Origin of the sequence: Synechococcus sp. L2F, assembly GCF_024345695.1 — a bacterium.
GTDB lineage: Bacteria > Cyanobacteriota > Cyanobacteriia > PCC-6307 > Cyanobiaceae > MW101C3.
Genome location: NZ_JAGQBP010000002.1, coordinates 663,308 through 685,316, shown reverse-complemented (window position 1 = coordinate 685,316; position 22,009 = coordinate 663,308). Strand labels below are relative to the sequence as shown.

21 protein-coding genes are annotated in these 22,009 nt (G+C 67.2%); 10 read left to right on the top strand and 11 right to left on the bottom strand.

The window, feature by feature from the left end:
* Positions 1 to 247 precede the first annotated feature (247 nt).
* The 5 genes from urtA (at position 248) to urtE (ending at position 6,076) form a co-directional block, all read left to right on the top strand.
* Positions 248 to 1,549: an urea ABC transporter substrate-binding protein gene (gene urtA, locus KBZ19_RS08240; RefSeq protein WP_255100558.1), complete on the top strand. Its 1,302-nt coding sequence runs from the start codon at positions 248 to 250 to the stop codon at positions 1,547 to 1,549.
* Between the two features lie 453 nt (positions 1,550 to 2,002).
* Positions 2,003 to 3,160: an urea ABC transporter permease subunit UrtB gene (gene urtB, locus KBZ19_RS08235; protein ID WP_255100557.1), complete on the top strand. Its 1,158-nt coding sequence runs from the start codon at positions 2,003 to 2,005 to the stop codon at positions 3,158 to 3,160.
* A 60-nt stretch (positions 3,161 to 3,220) separates the two neighbouring features.
* The gene (gene urtC / locus KBZ19_RS08230; protein ID WP_255100556.1) at positions 3,221 to 4,360 is read left to right on the top strand and encodes an urea ABC transporter permease subunit UrtC; all 1,140 of its coding nucleotides are present in this window, start codon (positions 3,221 to 3,223) and stop codon (positions 4,358 to 4,360) included.
* Positions 4,361 to 4,572: 212 nt separating this feature from the next.
* Positions 4,573 to 5,319 carry an urea ABC transporter ATP-binding protein UrtD gene (gene urtD / locus KBZ19_RS08225; protein ID WP_094513892.1) on the top strand — a complete coding sequence of 249 codons (747 nt, stop codon included), beginning with the start codon at positions 4,573 to 4,575 and terminating at the stop codon, positions 5,317 to 5,319.
* A gap of 40 nt (positions 5,320 to 5,359) precedes the next feature.
* Positions 5,360 to 6,076, top strand: coding sequence for an urea ABC transporter ATP-binding subunit UrtE (gene urtE / locus KBZ19_RS08220; RefSeq protein ID WP_094513894.1), 717 nt, complete (start codon positions 5,360 to 5,362; stop codon positions 6,074 to 6,076).
* Between the two features lie 285 nt (positions 6,077 to 6,361).
* Here urtE and KBZ19_RS08215 read toward each other — a convergent pair whose 3' ends face one another.
* The 8 genes from KBZ19_RS08215 to KBZ19_RS08180 form a co-directional block, all read right to left on the bottom strand.
* On the bottom strand, positions 6,362 to 6,634 hold the full coding sequence (locus tag KBZ19_RS08215) for an FmdB family zinc ribbon protein (RefSeq protein ID WP_094514018.1): 273 nt from the start codon (positions 6,632 to 6,634) through the stop codon (positions 6,362 to 6,364).
* 270 nt (positions 6,635 to 6,904) lie between these two features.
* The gene (fmdA, locus tag KBZ19_RS08210) at positions 6,905 to 8,110 is read right to left on the bottom strand and encodes a formamidase (protein ID WP_094513897.1); all 1,206 of its coding nucleotides are present in this window, start codon (positions 8,108 to 8,110) and stop codon (positions 6,905 to 6,907) included.
* A gap of 158 nt (positions 8,111 to 8,268) precedes the next feature.
* Positions 8,269 to 8,772 carry a hypothetical protein gene (locus KBZ19_RS08205; RefSeq protein ID WP_255100555.1) on the bottom strand — a complete coding sequence of 168 codons (504 nt, stop codon included), beginning with the start codon at positions 8,770 to 8,772 and terminating at the stop codon, positions 8,269 to 8,271.
* Positions 8,773 to 8,853: 81 nt separating this feature from the next.
* Positions 8,854 to 9,723: an aminotransferase class IV gene (locus KBZ19_RS08200; protein WP_255100554.1), complete on the bottom strand. Its 870-nt coding sequence runs from the start codon at positions 9,721 to 9,723 to the stop codon at positions 8,854 to 8,856.
* Positions 9,723 to 11,114, bottom strand: coding sequence for an anthranilate synthase component I family protein (locus tag KBZ19_RS08195; RefSeq protein WP_255100553.1), 1,392 nt, complete (start codon positions 11,112 to 11,114; stop codon positions 9,723 to 9,725). The genes KBZ19_RS08200 and KBZ19_RS08195 overlap by 1 nt, the downstream gene beginning before the upstream one ends.
* Positions 11,111 to 11,821, bottom strand: a complete 711-nt coding sequence (gene queC, locus KBZ19_RS08190; RefSeq protein WP_255100552.1) for a 7-cyano-7-deazaguanine synthase QueC — start codon at positions 11,819 to 11,821, stop codon at positions 11,111 to 11,113. Before queC ends, KBZ19_RS08195 begins: the two co-directional genes overlap by 4 nt.
* A complete protein-coding gene (locus KBZ19_RS15020) occupies positions 11,818 to 13,926 on the bottom strand; it encodes a protein kinase domain-containing protein (protein WP_261346225.1) in 2,109 nt (702 codons plus the stop codon). The genes queC and KBZ19_RS15020 overlap by 4 nt, the downstream gene beginning before the upstream one ends.
* On the bottom strand, positions 13,919 to 14,956 hold the full coding sequence (locus tag KBZ19_RS08180) for a cysteine synthase A (RefSeq protein ID WP_255100551.1): 1,038 nt from the start codon (positions 14,954 to 14,956) through the stop codon (positions 13,919 to 13,921). Before KBZ19_RS08180 ends, KBZ19_RS15020 begins: the two co-directional genes overlap by 8 nt.
* 136 nt (positions 14,957 to 15,092) lie before the next feature.
* Between KBZ19_RS08180 and egtB the strand changes: the two genes are divergently transcribed.
* From egtB to KBZ19_RS08155, 5 genes are read left to right on the top strand one after another with little or no spacing between them, the layout of a single operon-like run.
* On the top strand, positions 15,093 to 16,409 hold the full coding sequence (gene egtB, locus KBZ19_RS08175; RefSeq protein ID WP_255100550.1) for an ergothioneine biosynthesis protein EgtB: 1,317 nt from the start codon (positions 15,093 to 15,095) through the stop codon (positions 16,407 to 16,409).
* Entirely contained in the window at positions 16,406 to 17,431 is a 1,026-nt protein-coding gene (gene egtD, locus KBZ19_RS08170; protein WP_094513908.1) for an L-histidine N(alpha)-methyltransferase, read from the top strand. The genes egtB and egtD overlap by 4 nt, the downstream gene beginning before the upstream one ends.
* Positions 17,428 to 17,652, top strand: coding sequence for a hercynine metabolism small protein (locus tag KBZ19_RS08165; protein WP_094513910.1), 225 nt, complete (start codon positions 17,428 to 17,430; stop codon positions 17,650 to 17,652). The genes egtD and KBZ19_RS08165 overlap by 4 nt, the downstream gene beginning before the upstream one ends.
* 28 nt (positions 17,653 to 17,680) lie before the next feature.
* On the top strand, positions 17,681 to 18,313 hold the full coding sequence (locus KBZ19_RS08160) for a hercynine metabolism protein (protein ID WP_255100549.1): 633 nt from the start codon (positions 17,681 to 17,683) through the stop codon (positions 18,311 to 18,313).
* A gap of 10 nt (positions 18,314 to 18,323) precedes the next feature.
* The gene (locus KBZ19_RS08155) at positions 18,324 to 19,121 is read left to right on the top strand and encodes a YdcF family protein (protein WP_255100548.1); all 798 of its coding nucleotides are present in this window, start codon (positions 18,324 to 18,326) and stop codon (positions 19,119 to 19,121) included.
* An 88-nt stretch (positions 19,122 to 19,209) separates the two neighbouring features.
* On the opposite strand, the gene KBZ19_RS08150 is transcribed toward KBZ19_RS08155, so the two are convergent.
* From KBZ19_RS08150 to rpaB, 3 genes are read right to left on the bottom strand one after another with little or no spacing between them, the layout of a single operon-like run.
* Positions 19,210 to 19,473, bottom strand: coding sequence for a hypothetical protein (locus KBZ19_RS08150; RefSeq protein ID WP_048016474.1), 264 nt, complete (start codon positions 19,471 to 19,473; stop codon positions 19,210 to 19,212).
* 45 nt (positions 19,474 to 19,518) lie between these two features.
* Complete coding sequence (lysS, locus tag KBZ19_RS08145) at positions 19,519 to 21,039, bottom strand: lysine--tRNA ligase (protein ID WP_255100547.1); 1,521 nt, start codon at positions 21,037 to 21,039, stop codon at positions 19,519 to 19,521.
* 53 nt (positions 21,040 to 21,092) lie between these two features.
* Positions 21,093 to 21,902, bottom strand: a complete 810-nt coding sequence (gene rpaB, locus KBZ19_RS08140) for a response regulator transcription factor RpaB (protein WP_094513914.1) — start codon at positions 21,900 to 21,902, stop codon at positions 21,093 to 21,095.
* Between the last annotated feature and the right edge of the window lie 107 nt (positions 21,903 to 22,009).

The window sequence follows — 22,009 nt, the reverse complement described above, 5'->3', positions numbered from 1 at the left end:
GCCATCGGAGCCGGCGCTCGGCAGCGGCTGCGGCGTGTACAGACATGAGACGGCGAACCGCCCCTGGAGGCTGAACAGGGAATCAACACAGTGGCGGCGGCAAAGGGGGAAGCAATACCCAAAAAGCCCGTGCACAGGGGCTCTTCAGCCGTTTCTGTGCCTTTGGCGACAGGACTGACAAGACCGGCTCCGTATGTTCCGCAATGCCGTCAGCACTGCGGCAATTTCTTCACCTTGAACAGGCCCAATGGTTCCGTATTTCTCGAGGCGGCTGGTTGCCGGTCTTGCTGCAACTGCGATCACGGTATCCCTCGTCGCCTGCGGGGGCGGTGGCGGTGGGGATAGCGCTGGTTCTTTCGACGGAGAAGTGAAGGTTGGCATTCTTCACTCTCTGAGTGGAACGATGGCAATTTCTGAGACGACCCTGAAAGAGGTCGAAGAAATGGCTATCAAGGAAATCAATGATGCTGGCGGCGTCAAAGTTGGCGGCAAGTCCTACAAAATCGTTCCCGTCATTGAAGACGGTGCATCTGACTGGCCCACCTTCGCTGAGAAGTCGCAGAAGCTGATCGACTCCGACAACGTGGCCGTGGTGTTCGGCGGCTGGACCTCCGCCAGCCGCAAAGCCATGCTGCCGGTGTATGAGTCCAAGAACCATATGCTCTTCTACCCCATTCAATATGAGGGTCAGGAGTGCTCCCGCAACATCTTCTACACCGGCGCCGTTCCCAACCAGCAGGCCGAGCCTGCGGTGGATTGGCTGATGAAACAGTACGGCGAAAAGCTGGGCAAGAAGGTCTACCTGGTCGGTTCTGACTACGTCTACCCCCGCACCGCCAACACCATCATCAAGGAGCAGATGAAGGCGCTCGGCGGCGAAACCGTCGGCGAGGATTACATCCCCCTAGGCAACACCGAGGTGGCGCCGATCATCGCCAAGATCAAGAAAGCCTTCCCTGATGGTGGCATCATCATCAACACCTTGAACGGTGACTCCAACGTCGCCCTGTTCAAGCAGTTCAAGGCTGCAGGCATCGATCCGGCCAAGTACCCGATCATGTCCTTCTCGATCGCAGAAGAGGAAATCCGCCAGATCGGCCCTGAGTACACCACCGGCACCTTCGCCGCGTGGAACTACTTCATGAGCCTGGATACACCGGCTTCGAAGAAGTTCGTTGCCGACTTCCAAGCGGCCTATGGGGCTGACCGTGTGGTGGGTGACCCTGCAGAGTCCGCCTACAACATGGTGTACCTGTGGAAGAACGCCGTTGAGAAGGCTGGCACCTTCGAAGATCTCGACAAGGTTCGGAAGACCATGATCGGCATCACCTTTGATGCCCCTCAAGGTGAGATCAAGATGTTCCCGAACCATCACACCTCTGAGCGTGTGATGATCGGCGAAGCCCTGCCCGATGGCCAGTTCAAGATCCTCTCCGACAGCGAGAAGGCCATTCCGCCCATCCCCTGGAACCAGTTCGTTCCTGAAACCAAGGGCTACACCTGCGACTGGACGCAGGACCGCCCGGATGCCGGCAAGTTCAAGATGTGATCGTGCCTGGGTGGCTTCTTCGGAAGCCACCCTTTCCTTTCACTTCTCCATTTCCTGTCTGGCCTGAGATTATCTTCGGCATTGAAGCCTGCCTATCACTTTCGATAGCGCCTTTGATCGCCCCAGCCCTCAGGACATCATGTTCACGAGACTTGCAGACAACACCAGAGAGATCAGCCAGTAACGGATTGTTCTCTCTGCATTTATCATTTTTCAGACGATTCCAGCCATTGCTTCGCGTATTGAAGCGGCCTACACGGAGGTGGCACCATCTTGGCGTCTGCCCATGCACCGGCTGATGGGCTCAAGCCAATCTGTCGCTGCGCCCCTGACGCTCTGCAGAGAGGCCCCGATCAAGCTTCACGCACAAAAACAGTTCGCAATATCACTTGATACAGCCGCAAGGCTCCTGTTGATCCAAGGTTAATCCCACTCGCACGGAACAGCCCCCCAGTGGAACTTTTCTTCTCGCAGATTCTTGATGGCTTGAGCATCGGCTCGGTGCTTCTGCTCGCCGCCACGGGTCTCGCCATCGTGTTTGGCCTCATGGGGGTCATCAACCTGGCTCATGGTGAGTTCATGATGCTGGGTGCCTATATCACCTTTGTGGTCCAGAACCTGTTTCGGCCCATGGGCGGTGTGGTGTTTGAGCTCTACTACCCCGTGGCACTCGTGGCCGCTTTCTTCATCACCGCCATCTTCGGCGTGGTGCTGGAGCGAACCCTGATCCGCAAGCTCTACGGAAGACCACTGGAAACGCTGCTGGCCACCTGGGGGGTGAGCCTGATCCTGATCCAGCTGATTCGAAGCATCTCCACCTCCATGGTGATCGGTATCGCCGCAGCTGTGGTCATCGGCTTCTTCGGTGGGAAGTTTCTCGGCAAAAAGATCGGTGATCGTCCCGCGTTCCCTTACCTCAACGGCGTGCTTTGGGCCGTGGCTGTGGCCATCGGCCTGGTGGTGGTGAATTCCTTCTCCTCTGTGCGGGCCATCGCCAGCCCCTGGTTCGGGCCGCGCAACATTGACGTGACAGCACCCAAGTGGCTGCAAGGCAGCTGGGGCGAGATCGGCGGAATTGAACTGCCTGGCCTGAGGATTTTCATCATTCTGTTGTCCGCAGTGCTGCTGCTCTTCGTGATGTGGTTCCTTACCAAGAGCGTGTGGGGCCTCCGCATCCGGGCTGTCACCCAGAACCGGCAGATGAGCAACTGCCTGGGCATTCCCACCGACAGCGTCGACAGCATCACGTTCGGACTCGGTTCAGGTCTGGCAGGAGTCGCAGGCTGCGCCATCACCTTGCTGGGATCCGTGGGCCCGAACCTGGGAGCGGCCTACATCGTGTCCTGCTTCATGGTGATCGTGCTGGGGGGCGTGGGAAACCTGCTGGGCACGGTGCTGGCTTCTCTGATCCTCGGCATCATTCAATCGGTGGTGGGTTCCGGATCGCTGTTGATCGTGTTCCCGGATATGCCGCCTGCGGCCAAAGGGGTGGTGGAATTCTTCGCCACAACAAGCATGTCGCTGGTGCTTGTATTCATCTTCATCATTGCCTTCCTGCAGTTCCGCCCCAACGGCATGTTCCCTCAGAAGGGGAGATCGGTAGATGCTTGATGCGCCGCTGCCAACAACCAAGCTCCTTCCATCTGCTCCGTCTCCACTGAGGTCCCAGCCATGAAACTTCTCAAGCGACTCGTTCCCTGGATTCTCCTCGCCATCGCGCTGTTCATCCTTCCAGCGGTCCTCAGTGATTTCCGCATCAACTTGTTTGGCCGCTATTTCTCACTGGCGATCACAGCGCTTGCTATCGACCTGATCTGGGGCTACACGGGGCTTCTGAGCCTTGGGCAAGGGATCTTCTTCGCCCTGGGTGGCTATGGGGTAGCGATGTACCTCACCCTCAACACCCCCAGTGAAGCGGGCGGTAATGGCATCCCCAAGTTCTTTGAGAACTACGGCGTGGAACAGCTGCCCTTCTTCTGGCAGCCCTTCTGGTCGCCCGCCTTCACGCTGATCGCCCTCTGGGTGTTGCCCGCGATCGTGGCAGGCCTGGTGGGCTACCTGATCTTCAGAAACCGGATCAAGGGGGTCTACTTCTCGATCATCACCCAGGCGGCGTTGATGGTCTTCTTCCACTTCTTCAACGGCCAGCAGAAGCTGATCAATGGCACCAACGGCCTGAAAACCAGCACCACCGAGCTGTTCGGCATGCTGGTGGGCTCCAGTGAGATGCAGATCTGGCTCTACCGCCTCACGGTTGTTCTCATACCTGTCGCCTTTCTGATCTGCCGCTATTTCACTTCCGGCCGCTTCGGCGATGCCTTGATTGCCATCCGAGATGATGAGCAGCGCTTCCGTTTCGCTGGCTTCAATCCCGTTCCCTTCAAAACGATCGTCTTCCTCGTTGCCGGCGCGCTCTGCGGCATCTCAGGCGCTCTTTACACCGTTCAGAGCGGTATTGTCTCCCCGCAATACATGTCGATCTCCTTTTCGATCGAGATGGTGATCTGGGTGGCTGTGGGGGGACGCGGCACCTTGGTGGGCCCGATCATCGGCGCCGTTCTGGTGAACTATCTGCGCAGCCTGGTGAGCGAAGCACTTCCCGAGTTCTGGCTGTTCGTGCAGGGGGCACTGTTCATCTTCGTGGTGGTGCTGATGCCGGATGGCATCTACGGCTGGGTGTCCAAAGGAGGCCTGCGCACCATGCTGGCCGCCTTCGGCATCGCTCCCAAAGCTCGTACCTATCCCCAGATCGACCAGGAGGGCCCTGGCATGGAAATGAAGAGCCCCGCCCCTACCGATTCCTCGGCCTGAGGCCTAGGCCGCTGGCTGGCCGGAGGAAGCCCGACGACATCAAGGCCAGACATCAAGGCAGAAAGTCAATGATCCTGGGCTACCACCCTCACGGCTCCATCAGATCCATCCACTCCATCCTCATCCCATCGGGCCCTTCAGCTCACACGTCCACCAGGCAAACCCGCTGCCCAGCCCCCCTTCCACAGACCCCCTGAAACACCCTGGCGATCATGTCTGAAACACTCCTTGAACTTCACGACGTCAGCGTCAGCTTTGATGGTTTCTTCGCCCTGACCGATCTTTCACTCACCCTGCAGAAAGGCGAACTGAAGTCGATCATCGGGCCCAATGGCGCCGGCAAGACCACCTTCCTTGATGTGATCACAGGCAAGGTGCGCCCCACCAAGGGCACTGTCACCTTCAAAGGAAAGTCGTTGGTGGGGCTCTCCGAGCAGAAGATCTCAAGGCAGGGAATCGGCAGGAAGTTCCAGACCCCACGGGTGTTCGACAACCTCACAGTGCTGCGCAACCTGGAACTGGCCGCCTCGCCGAACAAGAACCCCCTCAGCCTTCTCTCCGACAAGCTGCCGAAGGCCGCCAAGGATGAGGTGCATCGTCTGATGAGCTACGTGGGCCTCACCCCCTTCGCCACCACTCAGGCGGGTTCACTCTCCCACGGGCAGAAGCAATGGCTGGCGATTGCTTCCCTCGTGGCTCAGTCGCCGGAGGTGCTGCTGCTCGACGAGCCCGTGGCCGGGCTCACCGATGAAGAAACGGTTCGTACCGCTGAATTGATCAAGTCACTGGCGGGCGATCACACCGTTGTGGTGATCGAACACGACATGGAATTCATCCGGGACCTCAATGCCCCCGTCACCGTGCTGCACCAAGGGCAACTGCTCACCCAGGGCCTGCTGGAGGATGTGAAGAAAGATCCCCGGGTGATTGAGGTCTACCTGGGCCCAGCCGAGGAATAAGCGGTTTCCACCACTCGCCTGACACCAACCCACAGCTGCCATGACAACCGACAACCTCCTTTCCGTCTCTAACCTCAACGTTTACTACGGCGAAAGCCACATTCTTCGCAATGTGGATCTCTCCATCCCTAAAGGGCAGATGGTGTGCCTGATCGGTCGCAACGGCGTGGGCAAAACCACGTTCCTCAAAACGATCATCGGTCTGCTCAAGCAACGCTCCGGCAGCGTCCAGTACGACGACCAGGCCCTGAGCGATCAGCCCCCCTACCAACGGGCCCGCTCCGGCATCGGCTATGTGTCCCAGGGGCGTGACATCATTCCGCAGGTGACGGTGAAGGAAAACCTTCTGCTGGGAATGGAAGCGCTCCCTGGTGGCATGGCGAAGAACCGCCACATCGACCCGATCGTGTTTGATCTGTTTCCAATTCTCGAGAAGTTTTTATCCCGCAAAGGCGGTGATCTCAGCGGCGGACAACAGCAACAGCTAGCCATCGCTCGCGCTCTGCTGGGCAAGCCGAAATTGCTGCTGCTGGATGAGCCCACCGAAGGCATTCAGCCGTCCATCATCCACGACATCGAAGTGGCGGTGAAACGGATCATGAAGGAAACCGGAATCAGCGTGCTGCTGGTGGAGCAACACCTTCACTTCGTGCGCCAGTCCAACTACTACTACGCCATGCAACGCGGCGGCATCGTTTCAAGTGGCCCCACCGAGAGCCTCTCCGATGATGTGGTCCAGGAATTCCTCACGGTGTGAGGGCGCTCCAAGGGAGCGCCATGCAACGCGATGCAGCCTGGACGACACATCTTTGCAGTCAACTGTGTCATCACAGGTGCCAACTCTCCCGTGCAGCTGTTTGGATGCCAGCCGTTTACGTGCAACCCGTTTACGTGCCAGCTTCTTTCCGATCAACTCCTTGCATGCGGTGGTCTCAGCCGCCAGAGTTGGAGGCCATGACCGACCATGGTGCGAGCTGTATGAGCTGCAGCCTTTCTGCCTGCTGACTCCTGTGACTCCTGCCTCCTGACTGCTGCCCGCGGCTCAGCAACCGCGGGTGACCATCCAGGGGCGAGCCGCACTTTCCCTGAGCCGGGGCTTGGGGCTTTCTTCGCGCACTTCCTTGCGGACCAGCCGGGGCTCACTGGCTTCCTGCTTGAGGCGGAAGCCACCGGACAGTGTCATGGGCGGGCTGAACACTCTGTTACCGGGATTGCCACAGCTCGGACAGTCCGTATCGTTCTGGCGGGCGTCGATGCTGCGCCACACCTCGTAGTTGTCGCAGCCGGAGGTGCAGCTGAATTCGTAGACAGGCATGGAGAAGAGGAGAAAAACAGGGAGCACCAGCTGGCGGGTCGTTTTCAAAGAACCGAGTGATTCCCGCAACAACCCTGCTGCGCTGATGGGAGTTGGAGCCGACAGCGACAGGGGAGGCGGCGGCCCGCAGGGATGGCCGTAGCCGTCACCAACAACGTTGGCGACAACCACGGCCAGCAGAGGGGGAGGGAGCCATGACGTGGAGCCGGCGTGGAGCCACCGAACACCCACCTTGCCGAGGCAGAGGCGGCGGTGGCCCCTTGCGGGCCATCAACAGGGAAGAATGTCCTGGTCGAAGATGGAGGTGGGAATCGCCAGGGTGCAGCAGGCATTGGGAATGTCCACAATGCCGCTGATCCTGCCCTCCACCGGCGCACAGCTCAGCAGCAGGTAGGCCTGCTCACCGGTGTAGCCGAAGCGCTTGAGATACTCAATGGCGTTCAGGCAGGCGCGTCGGTAGGCGATGTGCACGTCCATGTAGTGCTGCTTGCCTTCGAATTCATCCACGGAGATGCCTTCGAACACCAGATAGTCGGTGAAGTGGGGCTCCACCGGGCTGGTCTTGAACATGGGATTGACCATCCCATACTTTTCGACGCCACCTTTGATGATCTCCACATGCAGATCGAGGTAGCCCGACATTTCAATCGCGCCACAGAAGGAGATTTCCCCATCGCCCTGGGAGAAGTGGATATCGCCCATCGAGAGCTTGGCGCCTTCCACATACACGGGGAAGTAAATGCGGGTGCCCTTGGTGAGGTTCTTGATGTCGCAGTTGCCGCCGTGCTCACGGGGCGGCACGGTGCGGGCCGCTTCGTTGGCCACACGCTCGAAATCGGCGCTGGGCAGCGTGCCGAGGATGGCGCTGTTGGGGTTGGGCAGGGCCGCCAGCACGGGCTCGCTGCCGGAGAGGCCGGCGCCATAGGTGCGCCGATCCGGGGCCGTGTTCACCAGCTCGGTTTCGCGGCGGTTCCATTCCCGCAGCAGCTCGTGGGAGGGCGCACAACCGATCAGGCCGGGGTGGGTGATGCCGGCGAAACGCACACCGGGGATATGGCGCGATGAGGTGTAGATGCCTTCGAAATCCCAGATCGCTTTGGCTGCCTTGGGGAAGTGATCGGTGAGGAAGCCGCCGCCATTCTCTTTGGCAAAAATCCCGGTGAAGCCCCACTCATCTCCCTGCAGCGCACCCACATCAAGGATGTCAACCACAAGAATATCGCCAGGTTGAGCTCCATTCACCCAGATCGGGCCGCTGAGCACGTGCACCACTTCCAGGTTCACATCAGCGATATCCTGGGGGTCGTCATTGTCCTTGATCTGGCCATCCGTCCAGTCCTTGCATTCGATCCGGAAAACCTCACCGGGGTTGACAGAAACGACGGCGGGGATATCGGGATGCCAGCGGTTGTGGCCCGGCATGTCCTGTTGATCCATCGGCTTGGTGAGATCAACCTTGAACAGCGTTTTTGGCATCGCAAACGAGGCGTGGTTTCATCTCCATCGAAATCCACAGGTGGATTCGCGGAAGTGTCATCGGCTACCAGACCCACCCAGTTTGGCTGCGGCAACACAGGCGTGCATGCCACAGCAACACAGCACACAGCGGCGGCAGGATCTGCAGAGCCGATCCGTTATGTCGCTGGCCGCGCCGTGCTGTCGTTGAAGGTGCCGCGGCGGCAGAGATTGTCCTTGAGGCGATCGGTCCAGGCTTGACGCGAGAGCACTCCCGTGCTGTCAACACCACCATCGAAATGATAAAGAATCTGCCAACGCGTAGCGGTGGAAAACTTTCCAGCGTCGGCGAGATCGTTCAGTTCATTGCCATAAATGTTGTCATACGTTGGCCAGTTCGGCTCGTTCTCGAGGCTGCAGACCGCATTGACCTGATACAGCCTGGCGCTGCTGTCGGGCTGCCCCTCCGTCTGCACGCGCACGACGCCTTTGTAGAGGCCGTTGGGCAGACCTGGCACGAAGGCCTTGGCCAGGGTCACATTGGCGGTGCCCGCCCGCACCAGCAGATCGCCGATCTCGGCCTGCTGAGCGGGTGTTTCGAGGGGAGCCGTGCGGCAGGCACTCAGGCTCAAAGCCGCCACCACCATCGCTGCCGCTGCGCTCCAGGCCCGTCCGGACGCCAACCCCATCACCCAGCTCTGCACCGTGAAGCCTCAGAACATAGGCTCGCCGCCCATGGCGGCGGTGGCCGGCGGCGGCGAAGGTCACCCAGCTGCCAGCAGCCGGCGCCAGAACGCTTCCGGCTCCGGCTCCAGCGGCTGCGGGGAACCGTTCACACTCAAGGCCGGACGGCAGCCGAGGCTGTTGATCAGCAGCACGGCACTGCCTGGGCCCAGAGGACAGGGACCTTCGCGGACCAGGCCCAGCGCCAGGGCGCGGCCCCGCATCACCCCCGGCAGGCAGCCGCTGGCCAGGGGCGGTGTGAACCACTGGCCGTCACGCCGCACCAGCAGGTTGGCCGTGGTGGCGCAGCAGAGGCCGCCAGCCGTGCTCTCCAGCAGGGCATCGGCGGCGCCGGCGGCCCGGGCCTCACGCCGCGCCTCGATGGCGGGCCCGTAGGCGAAGGTTTTGCAGCGGCTCAGCAGGCTGGAGGCGTTGCGCCGCTCCCTGCGGCTGACAATCACCGGCACGGGGTCGAACTGCGGCGCCGCGGCCGTGAGCTGCAGCCAGAAGCGGGGCTGCAGTGATGGGGCACCGGGGGCCGGCAGTTCCACACCCCGCGGCCCCGTCGCCCCACCAGCGCCAGCCTCCACCGCCGGCGCGCCGCGGCTCCAGTTCAGGCGCAGCGCGCCGGTGTGGATGCCGCTGCGGGACACCGCCTCCGCCAGCAGGGCGCGCACCCGCTCATCGCCGGGGGGTGGCTCCATGCCCAGCAGGGCGGCGCTCTGCGACCAGCGTTGCAGGTGGGCGCTCAGCAGCAGCGGCTGCCCCGCTTCCACCAGCAGGGTTTCGAACAGGCCGTCGGCCAGTTGCAGCCCCCGATCGGCCAGGGGCAGGGCCAGCTCGGCCGGTGCTCCCCAGAGCCCCGGCGCCCCCGGAGCGCCGCTGGGCTCGATCCAGGCGATCGCCTGCATCAGCACCCTCCAGCTGCGGGGCCTGGCGCGACGGCCGCCAGCAGCGGGCCCAGCTTCCAGAGCAGCTCCTCGGCCTCCGCCGCCGGGTCGGAGTCGGCCACGATGCCGCAGCCGGCATGGGCGCGCAGGCGCCGCCCCCGCAGCATCAGGCTGCGGATCAGGATGTTGCTGTCGAAGCTGCCATCGGCGCCGAAGCGGAACAGGGCGCCGCAGTAGGGGCCTCGGGGCACGGGCTCCCGTTCGCTCAGGCGCTCGCAGGCCCGCACCTTGGGGGCGCCGCTGATCGAGCCACCCGGCCAGGAGGCGCGCAGCAGCTCCACCACACTGCAGTCGGCGCGCAGCTGCCCCTCCACCACCGAGGTGAGGTGGTGCACGTGCGGGTAGCTTTCCAGCCCCACCAACTGGGGCACCTGAATCGAGCCCGGCACGCACACCCGGCCGAGGTCGTTGCGGAGCAGGTCCACGATCATCACGTTCTCGGCGCGGTCCTTGGGGCTGGTGATCAGCTCGGCGGCGGCGGCGGCATCGGCTTCCGGATCGCCATGGCGCGGGCGGGTGCCCTTGATCGGCCGGGTTTCCACCCAGCCGGTGGCGCTCACCCGCAGAAAGCGTTCCGGGGACGCCGAGAGCACCGCCTCGTCGCCTGCCACCAGGAGGCCGGCAAAGGGCGCCGGGCAGGAGCGGCGCAGCCGGCCGTACAGGGCCAGCGGGTCGGGGGGCGCAGCCAGGCTGGCCTCACAGCAGGCGGTGAGGTTGGCCTGGAACAGATCCCCGGCAGCGATCCAGCGGCGCAGATCGGTCACCTGGCGGGCGAAGGTGGCGGGATCGGTGTGCCAGTGCCAGTGTTCTGCGGCCACACCGGCCCCGCTGCCGGGCGCAGGGCCTTCAGCCGGGTCAGCAGCTGAGCCAGCAGGCGTGTCGGCCGCCGGCACCAGAGCCGCGAGCCGCTCTGCCATTGCCGTCAGCCGGGCGGGATCCACCCCTTCCAGCTCCAGACGACGCTCCTGCAGATCGAAGCGCAGCACGGGGTCGTAGCGGCCTGCCCAGAGCAGGGCCGTATCGGGCGAGCGCCAGTGGGCGGCCGGCTCCACCCACGCCCCGGCCTCGTAGGCGAGCCAGCCGAACCAGCTGCCTGGCCGTTCCCGCAGGCGCGCGAGGGCCACGAACGGATCGGCGGCTTCCGGCTCACCCGGCAGCCCCCGGCACACCACCTGCTCCAGAGGAGCCACGCCCAGGAAGCCCCAACGCCCCAGCGCACTGCCATCGCCATCGAGCCAGGCGAGGCCATCGCCGCTGCCCGCGGCGGCCAGGGCGAGGGCCACCTCCCAGGGGTCGCGCCACGGCAGTGAGCGGCGCAGCAGCGGCGGCTGAGCCCCGGAACCCGGCGTCATGCCGACGGCCCGCCCCAGCTGCCGCCTCCATCGCTGGCCAGGTCCGGGCGGCCCGCCTCCCTCAGGGCGGCATCGCGGATGCGGCAGCTGTCGCAGCGCCCGCACGGCCGGGCGCCGCCCGCGTAGCAACTCCAGGTGCGGGCGATCGGCACGCCCAGACGCAGCGCCTCCTGCACGATCCGGGTCTTGCTCCACGTCACCAGGGGCGCCCACAGCCGGGCGCCGTGGCCTTCGCGGCCGCTCTTGCTGGCCAGATCAGCCAGCTGCTGGAAGGCGGCGAGGTAATCGGGGCGGCAATCGGGATAGCCGGAGTAGTCGATGGCGTTCACCCCCAGCACCAGCCGCTCGGCCCCGCGCGCTTCAGCCAGGCTCAGGCCGAGGGCGATGAACACGGTGTTGCGGCCTGGCACGTAGGTGGTAGGAATCACCCCCTCCTCCACACCGGCCACCGGCAGCGCCATGGCGGCATCGGTGAGGGCTGAGCCGCCCCAGGACGCCAGGTTCACCGCCAGGGTGTGGTGCTCCGCCAGGGCCAGGTCGGTCGCCAGGGCGGCGGCCGCGGCCAGCTCCTGACGGTGACGCTGGCCGTAATCGAGCGACAGGCCGATCACGTGGTAGCCCGCTTCGATCGCCAGGGCCGCAGCGGTGGCCGAATCGAGGCCGCCGGAGAGCAGGGCGACCGCGACGGGTGGGGCGGCGGCGCTCACGGCGAAGCAGGCGTGTCAGGCGTCACGGGCGGCGGCGTCGTGGGTGCGGAGGGCGCCACAGGGGGCTGGGTTGGGATGGCGGGTGGCGTCACCGGCTCAGCGGGCGGCGGCGCCGTGGTGTCGCCGGGGTCGGTGGGCGGCGGCTGGGGCGGCTCCGGCGGCGGCGCATCGGCGCGCAACGACAGGGTGATCATCGCCGGGGCCACACCGTCGTTGGTGACCAGCAGCTGCACTTCGGTGCCCGGCACCGGCGGCAGGGTCACCACCCGCAGCGGGCCCTTCGGCTCCAGCAGGCTGCCGGCAGCGTTGTAGACGCTCATCTGCATCAACGGCGAGCCGTTGACACCGAGCACCAGCCGGTACCCCGCCGACAGCCGGATCGGGAACAACCGCGCCCCACCGGCGCCGAGCGAAGCGGAGAGGGCCTTCACCTCGCCCGCTGTGGCCTGGATCGGTTCGATCTGCAGGGTTTCCAGCGTCTGCTCGCCGGCGGCATACCAGAGCTGGCGGAAGGGCTCGGCGGGGATGTCGGCGCCGGCACGGCCGGGAAGCAACGCCTGGGCATTGCCGGAAATCAGTTGGCGCAGCACCGGCGAACTCACCCCCTGGGCGGCGAGCTGACGCTGGCGGGCCTCCCAGTCGGCGGTGGAAAAAGAGCCCAACCTGCGACGGAGCGGCGGCGGCAGCTGCTCCACCCGGGCCAGCCATTCCTCCGCCAGGCCGTTCCACACCTTGCGCAGGGGGGCGTCCTCGATCGAGTCGTTGGGCAGACGGCCGCCACGCTCGGGGAACTGGGCCAGCAGGTTGGCGTCCACCAACCGCAGGAACCAGCTGCGGTTGATCTGCAGCGCCCGCAGGCGGTTCAGCAACTGCTGGCGCTGATCGACCTCACCGGGGGGGAGGCTGGCGGTGAGCTCGCGGGGCTGTTCAGCCGGGCGATTGGCGGGGGCATCACCGCGGCCCAGCAGCCACCAGCCCGCGGTGATGCCCACCACAGCCGACACCACCAGGGCCACCACCACCGGCCAGAGCCGCCCTTCCACCGCCTCCTCCTTCTGCTGCTGCCGGCTGAGCGGCGGCATGGGCGGTGGCGGTGGCCGCCGCTCCACGACCCGGGGCTCGGGAGCCGGTGCTTCAGCCGCAGTGGCCGGCGCGGCCGTGAGGGGGGCGGCTGCAGAGTTGGTGGTGGAGGCAGCGGCCTGCTCGGCAGGCGCAGGGTCCGCAGCGTCGATGCCGGCCAGTCCCGGCGAAACGGCGGCGGGGGGCACGAGCATCAGGGTGCGATCGGCGCGGGCCACCGGGCCCGTGCTTTCCGGCATCGGCAGCGCCTGGAAGGCAACGAGGGCCTGCGGCGTGCTGGCAAAGCGGGCGGTGGGATCGGCACTGATCAGCCGCTCCAGGGCGGCGCGGAACGGTGGGTCGAGGCTGAGGCCGTCGGGCCAGCGCCAGGCCAGGCTCACCGGATCGAGCAGGGCGGCGGGATCCTCACCGCTGAGCAGCACCAGCGCCACCACCCCCAGGCCGTGCAGGTCCATCCAGGGCAGCAGCGGAGCGCCGGCCACCTGCTCCGGCGGCGCATAGCCCGGGGTGGCGCCGGCGGCGGCCTGGCCGGGGCCGGTCCAGCCGATGTCGAGCAGTACCGGCAGACCGTCGCGGTCACGGCGCAGCAGGTTGGCGGGGGTGAGATCGCCGTGGCAGATCTCCTGGCCGTGCAGCACCGCCAGCACCGGCAGCAGCTGGCGCAGCAGCAGCAGCACCTCACCGGGGCCGAACACCAGCTGGCGACCCCGCCGCGCCTCCAGCAGCTCCTGGTAGGTGCGCCCGTCCTGCCACTCGCGCACCAGCCAGAGCTGGCCGTCCCGCTGGATCGTTTCCCCGAAGCGGGGCACCTGGGGGTGGAGCAGGGCCTGCAGGCGGCTCCAGCCCGCCCGCGCCCCGGCCTGATCGAAACCGGGCCCCAGCTGCCGCAGGGCCACGGGCGCCTCGCCGGCCAGCAGATCACTGGCGCGCCACAGCACCCCCTGAGGACCGCTGGCCACCTCCATCTCCAGGCGGTAGCGATCGGCGATCACCGCACCGGCGGCCGCCCCGGGCTGGTCAGCCATGGGTGGGCCGGTCCTGCGGGACGCCATCCAGCAAGCCCCGTTCGGGCTGGCGCAGGCCGCGGCCGGCCAGCCAGTCGGCGTCGTAGAGGCGGGAGCGGTAGCGGTCGCCGCCGTCGCAGAGCACGGTCACGATCGTGTGGCCCGGACCGAGGCGCCGGGCGGTCTCCACCGCCGCGGCCACGTTGATGCCCACCGAGCCGCCCATGAACAGACCTTCGCGCCAAAGCAGCTGGTAGATGGTGTCGAGCGCGGCCTGGTCGTCGATGCGCACGGCGTCATCGATCGGGGCACCCTCCAGATTGGCGGTGACGCGGGTGTTGCCGATCCCCTCGGTGATGGAGGTGCCTTCGGCCTGCAGCGCCCCGGCGGTGGCCCAGCTGTAGAGGGCACTGCCGTGGGGATCGGCCAGCACGCAGCGCACCTGGGAGGAGCGCTCTTTGAGGAAGAGGGCCACGCCGGCGTAGGTGCCGCCGGTGCCCGTGGCCGACACCCAGGCGTCGATGCGGCCGCCCGTCTGCTCCCAGATCTCCGGACCGGTGCTGGCGTAGTGGGCGCGGCGGTTGGCCAGGTTGTCGAACTGATTGGCCCAGACGGCACCGGGCGTTTCGGCGGCGATGCGTCCCGAGAGCCTCACGTAGTTGTTGGGATCGCGGTACGGCACCGCCGGCACCGTGCGCACCTCGGCGCCGAGGCTGCGCAGCAGGCCGATCTTCTCGGCCGACTGGGTGTCCGGGATGACGATCAGAGCCTTGTAGCCGCGGGCATTGCAGAGGTGGGTGAGGCCGATGCCGGTGTTGCCGGCGGTGCCCTCCACCACGGTGCCGCCCGGGCCGAGGGCGCCGCTGGCTTCCGCCTCCAGCAGGATGCCCAGGGCAGCGCGGTCCTTCACCGATCCGCCGGGGTTCATGAACTCGGCCTTGCCGAGGATCTCGCAGCCGGTGAGCTCGCTGAGCAGCCCCAGCCGGATCAGCGGGGTGTTGCCCACCGCACCGACGAAGCCCTGGGTGGTTCCCGCCCGGGCGACGGCCATGGCCCTGCCGCTGCTGATCGAACCGGCGGTGCTGCCCATCGCGCCTGTGGGAGAAGAAATCGCTCTGGCGATGATCGTAGGGGCGGCAGCCCTGACGGCCGATTCCTTCTAGCCTCAGGCGAGCAGCCCTCTGGCCATGGCCTCCGCCGCCCCCACCGAGGCCCTGCTGCGGCGGCTTCATGCCGTGCGCGCCCACAGCGAGGCGCTGATCGCGGAGCTGGAGCCGGAAGATCTGTGCCTGCAGGGCATGGCGGACGCCAGCCCGCCCAAGTGGCACCTGGGGCACACCACCTGGTTCTTCGACACCTTCCTGCTCACGCCCCACCTGCCGGGTCATGAGCCGGTAGAGAGCCGCTGGAGCTTCCTGTTCAATTCCTATTACGACGCGATCGGGGCGCGCCACCCCCGGCCGCAGCGGGGACTGCTGAGCCGGCCACCCCTGGCGGCGGTGCTCGCCTGGCGGCGGCGCGTCGATGCGGGGCTGGAGGCCCTGGTGGAGCAGCTGAGCGCCGGGCCCGCCACGGCGGCGGCGCCGCTGTGGGAGCTGCTGGAGCTGGGTCTGCAGCACGAGCAGCAGCACCAGGAGCTGCTGCTGATGGATCTGCTCGACGGCTTCAGCCGCAACCCGCTGGAGCCGGCGGTGGAGCCCTCGGGCCGGGGTGCCGAAGCCACCTACGAAACGCTGGTGGCCGCCGCCGACGCCGCCCCCACCAGCACCCCCAACCCGCCCGCGTCCGCCTGGCTGCACTGGCCGGGAGGGCTGGTGGAGATCGGTCACGCCGAGGCTGGCGCCGGCCCCGAGGGCCCCTCCGGCGCCTTCCATTTCGACAACGAAAGCCCCCGTCACCGCCAGTGGCTCGAACCCTTCGCGCTGGCCCCCCGGCTGGTGTCGAACGGGGAGTACGCCGCCTTCATCGCCGCGGGCGGCTACCGGCGGCCGGAGCTGTGGATGAGCGAGGGCTGGCAGGTCTGTCAGCAGCGCGGCTGGCAGGCGCCCCGCTACTGGCGCGGCAGCGGCGCCCCCGAGGGCTGGTCGTGGGAGTTCACGCTGGCGGGGCGGCGCCCCCTGCACCCGGCCGCGCCCGTGCGGCACCTCAGCTGGTTCGAAGCCGACGCCTATGCCCGCTGGGCCGAGGCCCGCCTGCCGAGCGAAGCGGAGTGGGAAGTGGCCGCCGCCACGCCACCCCCGGCGGGCGGCAGCGGCGGGCTGGAAGCCCTGCAGGGGGTGCTGTGGCAGTGGACGTCCAGCCCCTACCGTCCGTATCCGGGCTTCCGGCCCGCCGCCGGAGCGGTGGGCGAATACAACGGCAAATTCATGAGTTCCCAGATGGTCCTGCGCGGCAGCAGTTTCCTCACACCGCCGGGCCACGGCCGCCTCACCTACCGCAACTTCTTTCCGCCCGCGAGCCGCTGGCTGGCCGGCGGCCTGCGCCTCGCCCGGGACGGCCGATGAGCGCCCCCTCCGCCGCTCTGCAGCGCGGGACGGCCGCCGTCGACCTGCTCGACCTCCATCCCGTCGCCGCCGACATGCGGCGGCTGGTGGTGGAGGGCCTGTCGCGCAGCCCCCGCCAGCTGCCCGCCTGGTTCCTCTACGACGCCGAGGGCTCGCGCCTGTTCGACCGCATCTGCGAGCAGCCGGAATACGCACTCACCGCCACCGAAACCGCCCTGCTGGAGCGGGAGGCGCCGGCGATGGCGGCGGCGCTCGGCGCCGGCGTGCCGGTGGAATTCGGCGCCGGCAGCGCCCGCAAGGTGTCGCCGCTGCTGGAGGCCCTGGCACCCCCGGCCTATGTGGCGCTCGACATCAGCTCCGAGCACCTCGCCGGTGCCTGCCGGGCACTGCAGGCCCGCCATCCGGCCATTCCCGTGCTCGGCATCTGCTGCGATTACAGCCAGCTGCTCACCCTGCCGGCCCACCCCCTGCTCGATGGCCAGCGGCTGCTGGGCTTCTACCCGGGCAGCTCGCTCGGCAACTTCGCCCCCAGCGAAGCGGTGGCCCTGCTGCGTCAGTTCGCCCGGCTGCTGGGGCCCGAGGGTCGTCTGTTGATCGGCATCGACCAACCCCGCGCCGCGGCCCAGCTGGAGGCCGCCTACGACGATGCCGCGGGCTGGTCGGCCGCCTTTGCCCGCAACCTGCTGGTGCGGCTCAACCGGGAGCTGGGGGGCAACTTCGTGCCGGAGCGCTTCCGCTACCGCGCCCGCTGGCAGCCGCAGCAGAGCCGCATCGAGATGGCGCTGGTGAGCACCTGCCACCAGGTGGTGGACGTGGCGGGCCGGCGCTGGCCGTTCGCCGCCGGCGAGGCGCTGGTCACCGAGCACAGCCACAAGTACGACCCCGCGGCCTTCACCGCCCTGGCGGCCGCGGCCGGCTGGCGGGCCCAGGCGCGCTGGGCCGATCCCGGCGAGAGCTTCAGCCTGCACCTGCTCGCTCCGCAGGCGCCAGGCAGACTTGAACCAGTCGAGGCCAGCCGATGAGCCGGGAAGACCAACGCAAGGCGATGCGCACCACGCGCGAGCAGTTGATCGCCGAGCTCGAGGAGCTCTACCGCCAGGCCTTCGATCGCATCGGCAGCGAAGACCTGGGCGAAGGGGCGATCGCCCGCCTCACCCAGCTGCTGCTGCGCTCCCGCGATGGCGCGATCACGCCGCTGCAGGAAGAGATCGAGGCGCCGCTGATCACGCGGGCACCGGAATGAAGGGTGGGTCGTGGCGGGGGCAGCGGCCATGAGCGGCAGCTGGTTCGAGCAGCTGGAGGCGCAGCTGGAGCAGCAACTGGAGGCGTTCCTCAGCAGCCGCCCCGAGCAGCGGCAGCTGCTGGTGGAGGAGGAGCAGCGGGAACGGCAGCAGCGGCTGAAGCGGCGGCAGCTGGAGGTGCAGGCGGAGGCGGAACGGCTGCGGCGCGCCCTGCTGGAGCTGGCCACCGAGATCACCCAGTGGCAGGGGCGGGTGGAGCGGGCCCGGGCCGCCGGCGCCAGCGCGCTGGCCGACCAGGCCGAAGCCCGGCTGCGGCAGCTGATGGCTCTGGGCCGCGACCGCTGGCAGGCCCTCAGCAGCCTGGGCGAGGAGTTCCGCCGCCTGGACGCCGACCTGGCGGCCCTGCAACGGGAGCAGGAGCAACAGGCGGCCACCGCCGCAGCCTCAGGCGCGCCTGCGCAAGCTGGGTCGGGGGAACGCGGGCCGGGCCCAGCTGGAGCGACCCCGGGCAGCCAGGCAGAGGCCGCAGGAGCAGCAGCGGCGGCAGCTTCCTCCCCCACCACGCCGCTCGATCCGATCGAGCTGGAAGCCGCCTGGTCGGCGTTTGAGGCGCAGCAGGAGCTGGAGGAGCTGCGCCTCCGCCACGGCACCCCGCCGGTCTGAGCCGGCCGCCATGGGATTCCTTCTCTCCAAGCTGCTGCCGCTGCTGCTCTACCCGCTGGGGCTGGCCATCGGCCTGCAGGCGATCGCCCTGGCGGGGCGCCGCCGCCGCTGGAGCCCCTGGCTGAGTGGCGGCAGCCTGGCGTTGCTGTGGATCAGTGCCCTGCCGTTCACGGCCCGGCAGCTGGTCTGGAGCCTGGAGGAACGCAGCGCCGCCCTCACCCCCAGCCCGCTTCCCACCGCCGACGCCGTGATCGTGCTGGGCGGCGGCCTGCAGCCCCAGCTGGCGCCCCGCACCAGCGTGGAGGTGAACGAGGCGGGCGACCGCCTGCTCACCGGCGTGCGGCTGCTGCAGGCCGGCAAGGCGCCGCTGCTGCTGCTGAGCGGCGGCAGGGTGACCTTCCGCAGCGCCAACCCGGCACCGGCGGAGGCTGAAACGGCGCGGCGGCTGGCACTGGAGCTCGGCGTGCCGGAGGGGCGCCTGCTGCTCAGCGATCAGGCCCGCACCACCGCGGAAGAGGCCCTGGCACTGCGTGCGATCGGCCGGGCCCGGGGCTGGCGTTCAGTGCTGCTGGTCACCAGCGCGATGCACATGCCCCGCTCGCTGGCCACGTTTCAGCGCCGCTCAGGGCTCCAGGTGGTGCCGGTGGCCTGCGACTACCTGCTGCCGGCCCGCAGCGCAACCGGAAGCCCGACCGCCGCCTCACTGCTGATCGAGCTGCTGCCCGAAGCGGGCGCCCTGCAGCTCACCACCCAGGCGCTCAAGGAGCACCTGGGGCTGCTGGTGTACCGGCTGCGGGGCTGGAGTTGATGGCCGGGATGGGGCGCAGACGGGCTTGCGGCGGCGCACCCTGCTGCCAGAAGCGCATCCGGACCGGATGCAACAAACCGGGCAGCAGCTACTTCTTTGGCGCCGGTGGCACCAGGCTCACACCTTCGGGCGGCGGCGTGGGATCGGGATCGGCGATCAGCATGTGCTGGAGCACGATCTCCGGGCGTTCACTGTCGCGCCAACGGATCCTGTAAGCCGGCATCTTGGTGCCGCGGCTGGTGGTCTGCTCCACCGGCTCCATCACCCAACCGCGACGGGAGCGGCCCTGAGGGTTGCGCTTGACCACCGCATCTGCGTGCTTGAAGCGGAATCCAACGCGCTCACCGCTCATGGGCCAAGGTCAGTGCCAACGTGACCCCATTATCCACTTTGCCCTTCAAGCTCCAGTGGAACCGGCCTCTGGACGCAAGAGCGGGAAGGCGATCACATCACGGATGCTGGGGCTGTCGGTGAGCAGCATGGCCAACCGGTCGATGCCGATGCCCAACCCGCCGGTGGGGGGCATGCCCACCTCAAGAGCTTGGAGGAAATCCTCATCCACCCCCTGCGCCTCCAGGTCGCCGGCGAGGCGACGCTCCTGCTGGGCCTCCAGGCGCCGGCGCTGATCGACGGGATCGATCAGCTCGCTGAAGGCGTTGGCGGTTTCACGGCCCACGATGAACAGCTCGAAACGCTCCACCAGGCCGGGCTTGCTGCGGTGCGTGCGCGCCAACGGTGAGATCTCCACCGGGTAATCGAGCACAAAGGTGGGCTGGATCAGGCTGGCTTCCACCCGCTGTTCGAAGGCCTCGTTGAGCAGACGACCCACGCTGTCAGCGGCGGCGGGCACCTCCAGCCCAGCGGCAGCCATGGCGGCGGCGGCCTGCTCACGGCTGGCGAAGCCGTTGAAATCGAGCCCGGTGGCCTGCTCCACCAGCTCGTGCATGGTGGCCCGGCGCCAGGGGGGCGTGAGATCGATCGCCACGCCCTGATACGTGAGGGCGGTGGTGCCGCACACCTGCTCGGTGACGTCCGCGATCATCTGCTCGGTGAGCGCCATCATGTCGGTGTAATCGGCATAGGCCTGATACACCTCCACCGAAGTGAATTCGGGGTTGTGGCGTGTGCTGATGCCTTCGTTGCGGAAGATGCGGCCCAGTTCGTAGACCCGCTCGAAGCCACCCACCACCAGCCGCTTGAGATGCAGCTCGGTGGCGATGCGCAGGAACAGCGGCAGATCGAGGGCGTTGTGGTGGGTGCAGAAGGGGCGGGCGTCGGCGCCACCGGCCTCCAGATTCAGCACCGGCGTCTCGATTTCGAGGAAGTCGCGGGCATCGAGCCAGCGGCGGATGCCGCTCACCAGACGGGCACGGCGGCGGAAGGTTTCGCGGGTGTGCGGCGAAACGATCAGATCGAGATAGCGCTGGCGGTAGCGCTTCTCCACATCCGCCAGGCCATGCCATTTATCGGGCAGGGGCTGCAACGACTTGCAGAGCATGTCCCAGGCCGTCACCTTCACCGACAGCTCACCCCGATCGGTGCGGCGCAGCGTGCCGTGCACACCGATCAGATCGCCGGCATCCACCAGCGAGGTGATCTGAGCAAAGGCCTCGGGCTGCTCGGGCAAGGCCGCCAGCAGGTGGGCCTTCTCGATGAACAGCTGAATCGGGCCGCTTTCATCCACCAGGGTGAAGAAAGCGAGCTTGCCCATCACCCGGCGGGTCATCACCCGGCCGGCCACGGCCACGGCCACGGCACGCTCCTCGCCGTTGGGCAGGTCGGCGTGCTCCTGCTGCAGGGCGGCAGTGCGGTGGCTGGGCTCGAAGCGCAGGGCATAGGGGCCCTGACCGAGGGCCGCCAGGGCCTGGCCCTTCTCGAAGCGGGCCTGCTCCAGGCGGTTGACGGGGTGCTCCGGCAAGGCGACGAACAGGGGACGGAAGGGACCATCCTGCAGGAGCGCAGGCGGTGGGCCTAAGCGGTGACGGCGACCAGGGGATCGATCATCCGTTGCGAGGCGTAGCCGGTGCCGCGCACGGTGAGGATCAGCTCGGGGTTGCGGGGGTCGGGTTCGAGCTTGCCGCGCAGGCGAGCCACATACACATCCACGACGCGCAGATCCGCGGCGCGGCGCGGCGGGTAGCCCCACAGCTGCTCAAGGATCTCGGCGCGCGGCACCACCCGGCCGGGCTCGCGGAACAGCAGCTCCAGCAAGCTGAATTCGGTGTAGGTGAGGCCGATGCGCTCACCGGCGCGGGTCACCTGACGGCGGTTGGTGTCCACCACCAGGTCTCCGATGCGCATCACACCCTGGCCGGCGGGGATGTCGCGGGGTTCGCTGTTGGCGGATCCACGCCCCACCCGCCGCAGGATCGTGGAGATGCGGGTTTCGAGTTCCTTGGGGCTGAACGGCTTGGGCAGGTAGTCGTCGGCACCGAGATCAAGGCCGGCCACCCGCTCGGCGATCGCATCAAGAGCCGAGAGGAAGATGATCGGCACGCAGGATTCGGCCCGCAGGCGCCGGCATACCGCAAAGCCGTCCAGCTTCGGCAGCATCACGTCGAGCACGACGAGGTCGGGCTGCTCCTGATGGAACAGGGTGAGGGCCTCCTCTCCATCCTCGGCGCAGAGGACGCGGTAGCCCGCGAGCTGCAGGCGCATCACCAGCACGCGGCGCACGGCGGCCTCGTCGTCGACGACGAGCAGGGTGGCCTTGGGTGCTGTCCGCGTGTCCTGAACCACCGCCTCCGCCTTGGCTTGCCGAGGCTGCGTGTCCAGTGGCATCACAGGAACAGTCGTGAAGAAAAATCACCCTACCTGTCAGCTTGTACGCATGGAGAGCAGAAGGCGCACGTCAGGGAGTAGCAGCGCCAAGACTTAATGATTTTTCA

Coding starts and splice junctions, on each gene's coding strand:
- urtE (WP_094513894.1), top strand. CDS start 5,360: ATGACAACCGACAACCTCCTTTCCGTCTCTAACCTCAACGTTTACTAC.
- KBZ19_RS08195 (WP_255100553.1), bottom strand. CDS start 11,114: ATGACGCCGGGTTCCGGGGCTCAGCCGCCGCTGCTGCGCCGCTCACTG.
- KBZ19_RS08165 (WP_094513910.1), top strand. CDS start 17,428: ATGAGCCGGGAAGACCAACGCAAGGCGATGCGCACCACGCGCGAGCAG.
- KBZ19_RS08150 (WP_048016474.1), bottom strand. CDS start 19,473: ATGAGCGGTGAGCGCGTTGGATTCCGCTTCAAGCACGCAGATGCGGTG.
- KBZ19_RS08180 (WP_255100551.1), bottom strand. CDS start 14,956: ATGGCCGTCGCCCGGGCGGGAACCACCCAGGGCTTCGTCGGTGCGGTG.
- rpaB (WP_094513914.1), bottom strand. CDS start 21,902: ATGCCACTGGACACGCAGCCTCGGCAAGCCAAGGCGGAGGCGGTGGTT.
- urtC (WP_255100556.1), top strand. CDS start 3,221: ATGAAACTTCTCAAGCGACTCGTTCCCTGGATTCTCCTCGCCATCGCG.
- urtD (WP_094513892.1), top strand. CDS start 4,573: ATGTCTGAAACACTCCTTGAACTTCACGACGTCAGCGTCAGCTTTGAT.
- KBZ19_RS08160 (WP_255100549.1), top strand. CDS start 17,681: ATGAGCGGCAGCTGGTTCGAGCAGCTGGAGGCGCAGCTGGAGCAGCAA.
- egtB (WP_255100550.1), top strand. CDS start 15,093: ATGGCCTCCGCCGCCCCCACCGAGGCCCTGCTGCGGCGGCTTCATGCC.
- KBZ19_RS08215 (WP_094514018.1), bottom strand. CDS start 6,634: ATGCCTGTCTACGAATTCAGCTGCACCTCCGGCTGCGACAACTACGAG.
- KBZ19_RS15020 (WP_261346225.1), bottom strand. CDS start 13,926: ATGGCTGACCAGCCCGGGGCGGCCGCCGGTGCGGTGATCGCCGATCGC.
- fmdA (WP_094513897.1), bottom strand. CDS start 8,110: ATGCCAAAAACGCTGTTCAAGGTTGATCTCACCAAGCCGATGGATCAA.
- KBZ19_RS08155 (WP_255100548.1), top strand. CDS start 18,324: ATGGGATTCCTTCTCTCCAAGCTGCTGCCGCTGCTGCTCTACCCGCTG.
- egtD (WP_094513908.1), top strand. CDS start 16,406: ATGAGCGCCCCCTCCGCCGCTCTGCAGCGCGGGACGGCCGCCGTCGAC.
- KBZ19_RS08200 (WP_255100554.1), bottom strand. CDS start 9,723: ATGCAGGCGATCGCCTGGATCGAGCCCAGCGGCGCTCCGGGGGCGCCG.
- urtA (WP_255100558.1), top strand. CDS start 248: ATGGTTCCGTATTTCTCGAGGCGGCTGGTTGCCGGTCTTGCTGCAACT.